Genomic DNA, 10,949 nt, shown 5'->3' with positions numbered 1-10,949 from the left:
CTGCAAACGAACCTGTCATTAACTGACCTGTTCGCCCGTCATCCCGTAGCGGCGTTGCCTATCGGCAAAGTTATCGATGGCAAGTTGGAAAGCATCTTCGTTAAAATCCGGCCAGTAGGTATCGGTAAAATACAATTCTGCGTAAGCAACTTGCCATAGCAAAAAGTTGCTAATACGGGTTTCACCACCGGTACGAATGAGTAAATCGAGTTCTGGAAGGTCAGCGCAACAGGTATAACGGTTGAGCATGGCTTCGTCGATTTGTTCACATTCGAGTGCGCCTTCTTTGACCTGCTCAGCCAACGTCTTGGCTGCGTTGAGAATATCCCAGCGACCACCGTAATTCGCAGCAATGTTGAGAATTAAACCATCGTTGTTTTCAGTTAATGTCTCAGCATCTTGAATTTGTGCAACCAGCTTTTTGTCGAAGCGACTGGTATCACCAATAACACGTAATTTAACGTTATTTTTGTGCAGTTTTTTAACTTCACTGCTCAAGACCATTTTGAACAGTTCCATTAGTACCCCCACTTCTTCTTGAGGGCGATTCCAGTTTTCACTGCTAAAGGCAAATAAGGTTAAAACTTTGATGTTGTTTTTAAGGGAAAAAGACACAGAAGCACGAACACCTTTAACACCAGCACGATGCCCGAATGTTCGTATTTTGCCTTTCTTTTTGGCCCAGCGACCGTTGCCATCCATAATGATTGCAACGTGCTGGGGCACGAGTTTACTGGTCGATTGTGATTCTGAATTCATTTATCAGGCAACCACTATACTTCCATTAACTCTGTTTCTTTCGCTGCTAAGATGTCATCGATTTGTTTTACGAATTCATCAGTCAGCTTTTGAATAGCGTCTTCACCGCGGTGAGCATCATCTTCGCTGATTTCTTTTTCTTTCAATAACTCTTTGATATCGCCATTGGCGTCACGACGAATATTACGCACAGCGACACGGCCGCCTTCAGCCTCATTACGTACGACGCGGATCAAATCTTTCCGGCGCTCTTCTGTCAATGCGGGCATAGGAATACGGATAACCGTACCTGCACTCATTGGGTTTAACCCCAAATCTGACTGCATAATTGCTTTTTCAACGGCTTGTGCTGCGCTTTTGTCAAACACAGTTAAGGCAAGTGTGCGAGAGTCTTCAGCTATCACGTTAGCCAATTGCTTTAACGGCGTCGGTGCGCCGTAATATGGCACCATTATGCTATCTAATAAGCTAGGATGGGCACGACCGGTGCGAATTTTGGTAAATTGACCACGTAACGCAAGCACGCTTTTTTCCATGCGCTGACGCGCGTCTACATTGATTTCATCAATCATAAAATGTCTTCCTAATTAATTATCTTGTTTTTCTGGATGGCAAATTACGGTACCAACATCTTCACCAAGCACAACTGCGCGTAAGCATCCTGGGGTATTCATATTAAAAACGCGAATAGGGATATTGTGATCTCGGGCTAGCGTAAATGCCGCCAAGTCCATCACTTTTAATTCTTTGTCTAATACTTCAGAGTAAGACAGTTTTTTGTATAACACGGCATCTGGATTTTTCGCAGGATCTGAATCATATACACCGTCTACTTTAGTGCCCTTAAGCACAGCATCGGCTTCTATTTCAATACCACGCAAACACGCGGCTGAGTCAGTTGTGAAGAACGGGTTGCCCGTACCTGCGGCAAAAATAACCACGCGACCAGATTTTAATAAACTAATAGCTTCAGCCCAGTTATAGGCATCACATACGCCATTAAGTGGAATGGCTGACATTAGACGGGCATTAACAAATGCACGATGTAGCGCATCACGCATGGCTAGACCGTTCATAACTGTCGCGAGCATACCCATGTGATCGCCAACAACACGATTCATGCCTGCTTTTGCTAAACCTTCACCGCGGAATAGGTTACCGCCGCCTATGACTAAGCCAACTTCAATACCCAGTTCAACCAATTCTTTTATTTCTTGCGCCATACGCTCAAGAACTTTTGGATCAATTCCAAAGCCTTCTTCGCCCATTAAGGCTTCGCCACTTAGCTTTAGTAATATTCTACGATAGGCATGTTTAGGTGTTGTACTCATCGGCAGGCTGTTCCTTATTTAACGAATAATGGGGGTCAATAACTCTCGGTATAACAATGTACGTCTTAGCGTACAGGCATTACCTAAGTTGCTTTTGTGCGCACATAGTTCAACACTTAGCGCTAAACTTAGGCGTTAAGAACCTAAATGTACTGAATTTTACAGTACGTGCCGTTATACAGCTTGGTCCACATATAAAAAGGCACCTCAATTTGAGGTGCCAATAGTTTATATGACATTAGCTTTTCGCAAAAGCAAATGGCGCAATTATTTCTTAGCAGCGGCCATTTGTGCAGCTACTTCAGCAGCAAAGTCTTCTTCTTTCTTCTCAATACCTTCACCTACTTCGAAACGTACGAAGTTGATAACGTCAGCATTTTTCGCTTTAAGCAATTGTGCTACAGACGTTGAAGGATCTTTAATGAAAGCTTGGCCTGTTAGGCTTACTTCAGAAGTGAACTTGTTCATGCGACCAGAAACCATCTTCTCAGCGATGTCAGCAGGCTTGCCTGACTGCATAGCGATATCAAGTTGAATTTCTTTTTCTTTAGCAACAACTTCAGCTGGTACATCAGTTGGCTTAACAAACTGAGGGTTAGCTGCTGCAACGTGCATAGCGATGTCTTTTGCAAGCTCTTCGTCGCCACCTTGAAGGATAGCGATAACGCCGATGCGGCCGCCGTGTACGTATGCGCCAAGGTTATCACCTTCAACAGAGATAACACGACGTGGAGAAATGTTTTCGCCAATTTTAGCAACCAAAGTGTCACGTGCGTCACTTACTTTAACGCCGTCAACCACTGAATCGTTCAACGTTTCAATGTCATTGATTTTGTTAGCAGACGCCACTTCGATCAATTTGCTACCGAATGCGATGAAACCTTCGTCACGAGCAACGAAATCTGTTTCACTGTTCAATTCGATCATTGTTGCTACACCGTTAGCAACTTTGGTCAAGATAACGCCTTCAGCGGCGATACGACCTGCTTTTTTAGCCGCTTTTGCTTGGCCATTTTTACGCATGTTTTCGATTGCTAACTCGATGTCACCGTTAGCTTCAACTAGTGCATTTTTACAATCCAACATACCTGCAGCGGTACGCTCGCGTAATTCTTTAACTAGGGCTGCTGTCACTGCCATTGTCGTTTCCTCAGCAATATAATGTACTTAAATTAGGATTAAAAAACAGGGGCATTAGCCCCTGTTAGATTTTCGTGTCATGCACATTTGTGCATTAACAGACTGACTCAATAGGAATATTAAAGGGGCTGATTACTCAGCAGCTTCAACAAACTCACCTTCTTCAGCCTGTACTTCAATGTTCTTCTCACGACCTTCGATAACGGCGTCAGCAGCAGAGTTCAAGTAAAGTTGAACTGCACGGATCGCATCATCGTTACCAGGAATGATGTAATCAACACCATCTGGGTTTGAGTTAGTGTCGACGATAGAAACAACTGGAATACCAAGGTTACGCGCTTCGGTAATCGCAATGTGCTCGTGATCAGCATCAACAACGAAAAGACAATCAGGAAGACCGCCCATGTTTTTGATCCCGCCCAAGCTGTTTTCTAGCTTAGCCATTTCGCGTTGTAACATAAGCACTTCTTTCTTAGTGATTTTGTCGAACGTACCGTCTTGGCTTTGTTGCTCTAGATCTTTCAAGCGTTTGATTGATTGACGAACTGTTTTCCAGTTAGTCAACATGCCGCCCAACCAACGTTTGTTAACGTAGAACTGGTCACATTTAACTGCTGCGTCACGAACTGAATCACTTGCTGCACGTTTAGTACCAACAAAAAGGATTTTACCTTTCTTTGAAGCAACGCTGCCGATGTAATTCAACGCATTGTTGAATAACGGAACCGTTTTTTCTAAGTTGATGATGTGAACTTTGTTACGAGCGCCAAAGATGAAAGGTTTCATTTTTGGGTTCCAGTAACGAGTTTGGTGACCGAAGTGAACGCCTGCTTGAAGCATATCGCGCATTGATACATTTGCCATTATATTAGTTTCCTTAATATGGGGTTAGGCCTCCATACATCCCAGGTCTCGATCTGTGCAGACGAATCTTGCACAAACACCCCGAAAACTGTGTCGATGTATGTGTGTTATTAAATATAAGTTAGTCGCTGTAAATAACCGTTTTATGACAAGTTCAGAAGAGCATATCAATGAACAGTTGTTTCAGCGGGGCGCTTTATATCACGAGAATGAGGGAAATTCAAGTTTAGGTATAGGCGCTATACACCAGCGCCTTGAAAAGTTAAGATATAACCACATTTATTAAGACCCGAAAAAATTAGGACATTGCTTTGCCAGCTACTATCAAAACCGCACAAGAAATTGAAAAAATGCGCGTTGCCGGGCGACTCGCAGCAGATGTATTACAAATGATTGGTCCTCACGTCAAAAAAGGCGTGACCACAGAAGAACTGAACCAAATTTGTCATGATTACATCGTTAATGAACAACAGGCCATCCCTGCCCCGTTGAATTATGGTAATCCGCCGTTTCCTAAGTCTATCTGTACCTCTGTTAATCATGTTATCTGCCACGGCATTCCGGCCGACAAAAAATTGAAAGACGGCGACAGTGTGAATATTGACGTCACCGTTATAAAAGACGGTTACCACGGCGACACGTCAAAAATGTTTGTGGTTGGCAAACCAAGCATTATGACTGAACGCCTAATCCGCGTCACCCAAGAAGCCCTTTATATCGGCATTAAGATGGTAAAGCCGGGAATGCGTTTAGGCGACATTGGGCACGCCATACAGCAACATGCTGAAGGCCATAACTATTCAATTGTACGTGAATACTGTGGTCATGGTATCGGCGCTAACTTCCATGAAGAGCCTCAGGTCGTTCACTATGGTCGCCCAAACACAGGTGAGGTATTGGAGGCCGGCATGTGTTTTACCATCGAACCTATGGTCAATGCAGGTAAACGTTACTCTAAAGTGTTGCCTGATGACTGGACCGTCGTCACTAAAGATCGCAGCCTTAGCGCTCAATGGGAGCACACCTTATTAGTGACCGAAACCGGGGTCGAAATTCTTACCCTGCGGGACGATGAGGAAATAGAGCGCGTCATTAATCATTAAGCGTCATTCGTAAACTCTTTTCTAAGCTTATGATAAATAATTAATTCTTACCGGAATTAGTTATTTGTCATTAGGCTTTAATTAGATGAACCTTAAGAGTATATCTGTGTAATTAAATCGTCATCCAATTGAATAAAGGACCGTATCTTGTCTTTGCAAACGTTAATAAATCAAATCCAACTTATTCAATCCACTGACGACATTCCTGCATTTAAAGCCTGCATCAGCGATAGTTATGACTGGTTAGAGAGTGAGTTTACCCGAGTAGATGTAGACAGCCTTGTTCTTGGTCGTGCCACCTTTGTCGATGCTCTTTTATGCCATGCATGGGAACTACTCGATTTACATAAAGAAACTAAAATAGCATTGGTGGCGGTAGGCGGTTACGGTAGAGGCCAACTGCAACCCTATTCAGATATTGACCTGTTGCTACTTAGCCCTAGTTCGCTCTCTCAAGCCCAGCAAAATACCATAGGTCAGTTTATCACCTTTTTGTGGGACGTTGGTTTAGACATAGGCCAATCAGTTCGTACCATAAAGGAAACCGTTTCCCTAGCCCGTGGTGATGTCACCATAGCGACAAATTTGGTCGAAGCTCGGCTTTTGACAGGTAATCAGGACACCTTTTTAACTCTGAATAAAAAACTTCATGGGCGCGGTTATTGGACTAGCAAAGACTTTTTTATCGCTAAATCAAAAGAACAACAAATACGCCATTCTAAATTTAAAGGCACCTCTTATAACCTCGAACCCAATGTTAAAGAGAGCCCTGGCTGCTTGCGTGACATACAAAATATTGGTTGGATAGCTAAGAAACACTTTAAGGTGATGAAGGGCACGGAATTGGTAGAACGCGGTTACTTCACAGAGCAAGAATTTCAAGAGCTACTAGAGTGTCGCTCTAATCTATGGCGCATAAGATTTGCACTGCATATGCAAGCTGGGCGCAGCGAAAATCGTTTGTTATTTGATTATCAAAATGATGTGGCCAGTCGCTTAGGTTATGGTGATGATGGTAAGGCATCTGTCGAGCGCATGATGAAATCGTTTTTCAGAACGGTAAGACGTATTAGTGAGCTTAACGAAATGTTATTGCAACGTTTTGGACACGATGTATTGCATATCAAAGTCAAAGATCGCTCAATTATCAATCCAAGCTTTGAAATTGCCGATGGTCTACTCGCCACGCGGCATGACAACGTATTCAATGAGCCAGAAGACATTCTGCAATGCTTACTACTGATTGCAGATACGCCGCAAATTGAAGGTTTGCATTCAAGCGTACTTAGTCAACTACGCTTAGCGCGTCGTAAGTTCCATAGTCAATATTACTGCGAAATTCCTCGCTGTCGCACGCTATTTATTGAACTGATGCAACACCCAGATTTCTTTGGTTTAGGGTGGGACATCATGCATAAGCACGGTATTTTACAGTCCTATTTACCGCAATGGGATCATATTGTAGGCATGATGCAATTCGACTTATTTCATGCGTACACTGTCGATGAGCACACCCATCGATTAGTTAAGAACGTTTATCAATACAGTCAGGGCAACGCAGGCTTTCCTCGTTGTAGCCGTATCGTGCGTAACCTAGACAAACCAGAGCTGTTATACATTGCCTCTATCTTTCATGATATTGGTAAAGGCCGTAACGGTGACCACTCTAAATTAGGCGCTAAAGATGTCGCCGAGTTTTGCACCATGCATGACATTAATGACAAAGACGCCGAACTCATCGCTTGGTTAGTTGAAAGCCATCTAATGATGTCCGTTATTGCACAGCGCCGCGATATATACGACCCAGAGGTGATCAACGAATTTGCGGGTAATGTGCGCACGCACAATCACCTTAATCACCTTTATGTGCTTACACTGGCTGATATACGTGCCACCAATGACAACTTATGGAATGACTGGAAAGCCACCCTACTTCGTGAACTGTATTTGCTCACACAAAAAGCCTTAGATAACGGCTTGGAATGCAAGGTTGCTTTGCAAGATAGGATTGACGAACATCAGACCAAAGCAAAAAGACTACTGGTAAACCGCGGCGTAAATGAAAGCCAAGTTGAACAGTTTTGGAAGCGCTTAACGGATGATTACTTTGTGCGTTTCAAGCCCGATCAAATTGCGTGGCATGCGGGCGTTATTCTAGCTGCCCATCCTATGACTGATGACTTTTTACTCGTCGAAGCCAATGAACACACCGCTAAATCGGGTACAGAATTGCTGGTGTATGGTAAAGATAAAATCAACTTGTTCGCTCAGGTTGCTTCTGTACTTGATAGCCGCAACTGTTCGATTCATGATGCGCAGATCATGAAAACCAATGATGGCTACGTCTTTGATAGCTTCATTGTGTTGGAACAATCTGGAGACAGGATTGACTCGGCGAGTCGCTTAAGCAGTTTAAAAGAAGCTGTGACCAATCAGCTAAACAAACCGGGTGAAGAGCACCAGAACCGTCGTAAAATGTCCCGTCAAATGAAACAGCTGGACGTCCCCACTAAAGTGCGGTTCTATTCTAGTCAGCCTGATGTCACGCTGGTTGAACTTGAAGCATTAGATGCGCCAGGGCTGTTGGCTAAAGTGGGCAACTTATTGGTGGAAATGGAGTTTTCATTACGTATGGCTAAAATCGCCACGATCGGCGAGCGGGCTGAAGATTTATTCATCATTAGCAATAGTGACGACAAAGCCTTAACACAAAATCAGGAAATCGAGCTCAAAAAGCGCTTATCCGACACCCTAGATTAATACCCACCAACACCAGTGAGCTCTTTGCCATATATCGGTAATGAGAGCTCACTGTCATGATACTTTCAAATTAACGTCACTTTACTGTAAAACCCTGCTTTTAGCCTAAGCGCTAAACAGTTAAAGGGTTTTACCATGAAAAACACACTGGTTTATCGCGCGCACTACCGCACAGTTTGGTTGTCTGATATTCACCTAGGCAGCAAAGACTGTAAAGCTGAATACTTGCTCGACTTTTTAGAGCACTCAACTATTGAGACATTATACCTAGTAGGTGACATTATCGATATGTGGGCAATGAGCAAGCAATTCCGCTGGCCTGAGGCGCATAATAAGGTGCTGCACAAACTCATGTGTTTATCAAAGGAAGACACTCGCGTTATCTTTTTGCCCGGCAATCATGATGCTCCATTGCAAAAATATGATGGCATCACATTTGGTGAAATCGAAATAGCCAGAGAAGCCGTTCACATCACAGCAGACGGTAAAAAATTATTGGTGCTTCATGGCGATCAGTTTGATCAAGAAGTTTGCTTCGGCCCTTTACAGTCATGGATAGGCGATAAGGCATATGACTTTTTATTATTTATTAATCGTTGGTATAACCGCGCTCGCGCATCGCTTAAATTCCCCTATTGGTCATTGGCAGGCTATTTAAAGAGCCATATAAAAGAGGCTAATAAAGCCATTAGCCGCTATAAGCATGCGTGCATTAACCGCGCGACGGAAATGGACTTAGACGGCGTCATTTGTGGGCACATTCACCACCCCGAAGTTGATAATATCAATGGGAAAACCTATTACAACGATGGAGACTGGATTGAAAACTGCTCAGCCTTAACGGAGTTAGCAAGCGGGGAAATGAAGCTGATTTACTGGACCCAGACGGCTCACGCCAGCAATCTATTCAACCTACGCATGAGCAAAGCAAAAAGCCAAAATAAAGCCGCCTGATGGTCGTTTTTGTTCTTTGTACTGTAATTAAATTGCCATTTAACTGGCACCAAATCGTCATATATCGTCGCTAGTATGAGCCCTAATAACAGCAATAACGGCACTCTCTATGTTTACGGTTAATGACGTTTTACACAAGCACTACCCAAAAGTGGCTGAAAAGCCGTGGTTGTTTAAGTCAGCAGGATTTGTACTAAGACATTTGCTTCATGAGCGAGAAATGAACGAGTTTGCTCAGAGCTATCCGCACCACCAAGGTCTTGAATTCGTTGAACAAGTTATTGAATACTTCAATGTTAGCTATTCGGTGCGTGATAACGAGCGTGAGCATATTCAAAGCCAAGGTCGCTTGGTTATTATTGCCAATCACCCCATCGGCTCGTTAGACGCCCTAGCCCTCATAAAATTGGTTAGCGAAATCAGAACTGATGTAAAAGTCGTGGCAAATCAAATGTTGATGACAATCGACCCGTTACACTGCATGTTGTTACCGGTCAATAACATGGACGGCGGCACCGCAAAAGATCATATTCACAACATTCAGCAGCATTTAGAGCAAGAAGGCGCACTACTTATATTCCCTGCGGGGGAGGTGTCTAGGCTGCGCCCTCAGGGAGTGCGGGATACCCATTGGCATAGCGGCTTTTTGCGTATTGCGCGTCAAGCAAAAGCCCCTATCCTGCCAGTATTTATTGATGCTAAAAACTCCCCCCTATTTTATGGTGTATCCATGCTGTATAAGCCATTGGCGGCCATGCTACTGGTCACAGAAATGTTTAAACAAAAGCGTAAGCATTTGCCCATGCGTATTGGCGAAGTGATCCCATTTGAATCCTATGCCAATGATAAAATTAATCGCATCCAGCAAGTTAAATTACTCAAAAAACACCTTTATCGCATCGGCATGGGCAAACAAGGCATTTTTGCCACCCAAAAAGCCATTGCTATGCCAGAAAACCGCACTGAACTAAGCCGTGCAATAAAACGTGATTGTGAGCATTTAGGGGAAACCACTGATGGCAAAGCAATCTACTTATACCAATACAAGGGTAGTTCACCCATCATGCGCGAAATTGGGCGCCTGCGTGAAATAGCGTTTCGCGCCGTAGGCGAAGGCAGTCACCGCAGACGTGATATTGATCAATACGATACCCAGTATTTTCATTTGATTCTTTGGGATCCAGACGATCTAGAAATTGCCGGCGCTTATCGCTTTGGTGATGCTAAAAAGTTACTGGCACAAACCGGAACCGATGGTTTGTACTCAGCCACGCTATTCAATTATACCGACGCAATGCAGCCGTATTTTGAAAAAGGACTTGAGCTCGGCCGAAGTTTTGTACAGCCCAGGTATTGGGGTAAACGTAGCTTAGATTACTTATGGTACGGCATAGGGGCATTTTTGCAGCGCCACCCTGACTATCGCTATTTGTTCGGACCTGTTTCCTTGAGCGATACCTACCCTAAAGCGGCCAAAGACTTGTTAGTACAATTTTACCGCTTGTATTTTACCCATAAAGACACTATTGCCACCTCTAAAACCCCTTATCATTTGGCAACCGATTTAGCTGAAAGTTTTACAGGCGGTGATTATAAGAAAGATTTTACCCAACTAAAGCATATGCTGGCCAACATGGGAGTGGCGGTTCCGACGCTGTATAAACAATATACGGAAACCTATGACAACGGTGGCATTCATTTCCTAGACTTTAATATTGATGCTGATTTTGGCAATTGTATTGATGGTCTAGTCTTAGCGGATATCCATATGCTCAAAGCAAAGAAAAAAGCGCGTTATATGCCGCACAATGCTGCTAAAGAAGAAAAAGATGCCCCTAACAGCAAGGGAGAAACTAAAGAAATGATATTAAAAAAAGCAAGTTAATCTTATGCTTCTAATTGATAAAGAGCCACCTACTGAGCAGCCATAGGCGGCCTGACGGTCGCCTTTTAGCTTACATTTATAAATTTTCGCTCAGCGATTCATTGTTTACTGGAGTGGGTATAAGTTCTCAGTATTGAGCCGTGATTGGGCCCT

The 10,949-nt window shown here is 43.6% G+C and carries 9 protein-coding genes; 4 read left to right on the top strand and 5 right to left on the bottom strand.

Features of this window, described 5'->3' with window-relative positions; all coding sequences use genetic code 11:
- Positions 1 to 18: 18 nt before the first annotated feature.
- From uppS to rpsB, 5 genes are all read right to left on the bottom strand, one after another.
- On the bottom strand, positions 19 to 759 hold the full coding sequence (gene uppS / locus AC0L6N_RS04185) for a polyprenyl diphosphate synthase (protein WP_473479123.1): 741 nt from the start codon (positions 757 to 759) through the stop codon (positions 19 to 21).
- A 14-nt stretch (positions 760 to 773) separates the two neighbouring features.
- On the bottom strand, positions 774 to 1,331 hold the full coding sequence (frr, locus tag AC0L6N_RS04180; RefSeq protein WP_006992108.1) for a ribosome recycling factor: 558 nt from the start codon (positions 1,329 to 1,331) through the stop codon (positions 774 to 776).
- Positions 1,332 to 1,346: 15 nt separating this feature from the next.
- A complete protein-coding gene (pyrH, locus tag AC0L6N_RS04175) occupies positions 1,347 to 2,090 on the bottom strand; it encodes a UMP kinase (RefSeq protein WP_011574104.1) in 744 nt (247 codons plus the stop codon).
- Positions 2,091 to 2,357: 267 nt separating this feature from the next.
- On the bottom strand, positions 2,358 to 3,230 hold the full coding sequence (gene tsf / locus AC0L6N_RS04170; RefSeq protein ID WP_011574103.1) for a translation elongation factor Ts: 873 nt from the start codon (positions 3,228 to 3,230) through the stop codon (positions 2,358 to 2,360).
- A gap of 132 nt (positions 3,231 to 3,362) precedes the next feature.
- The gene (gene rpsB / locus AC0L6N_RS04165) at positions 3,363 to 4,094 is read right to left on the bottom strand and encodes a 30S ribosomal protein S2 (protein ID WP_011574102.1); all 732 of its coding nucleotides are present in this window, start codon (positions 4,092 to 4,094) and stop codon (positions 3,363 to 3,365) included.
- A gap of 311 nt (positions 4,095 to 4,405) precedes the next feature.
- Here rpsB and map point away from each other — a divergent pair, with 311 nt between their 5' ends.
- The 4 genes from map to olsF all read left to right on the top strand — a co-directional run bounded on the left by map (position 4,406) and on the right by olsF (position 10,796).
- Positions 4,406 to 5,197, top strand: a complete 792-nt coding sequence (map, locus tag AC0L6N_RS04160) for a type I methionyl aminopeptidase (protein ID WP_473479118.1) — start codon at positions 4,406 to 4,408, stop codon at positions 5,195 to 5,197.
- Between the two features lie 147 nt (positions 5,198 to 5,344).
- Entirely contained in the window at positions 5,345 to 7,957 is a 2,613-nt protein-coding gene (gene glnD, locus AC0L6N_RS04155) for a [protein-PII] uridylyltransferase (RefSeq protein ID WP_011574100.1), read from the top strand.
- A 135-nt stretch (positions 7,958 to 8,092) separates the two neighbouring features.
- The gene (locus AC0L6N_RS04150; protein ID WP_473479115.1) at positions 8,093 to 8,911 is read left to right on the top strand and encodes a UDP-2,3-diacylglucosamine diphosphatase; all 819 of its coding nucleotides are present in this window, start codon (positions 8,093 to 8,095) and stop codon (positions 8,909 to 8,911) included.
- Positions 8,912 to 9,020: 109 nt separating this feature from the next.
- A complete protein-coding gene (olsF, locus tag AC0L6N_RS04145) occupies positions 9,021 to 10,796 on the top strand; it encodes a bifunctional ornithine lipid synthase OlsF (RefSeq protein WP_473479114.1) in 1,776 nt (591 codons plus the stop codon).
- Positions 10,797 to 10,949 lie beyond the last annotated feature (153 nt).

It is taken from the genome of Paraglaciecola sp. G1-13 (assembly GCF_055809255.1).
The sequence above is the reverse complement of the archived record's forward strand: the minus strand, read 5'-3'. Positions and strand labels throughout refer to the sequence as shown.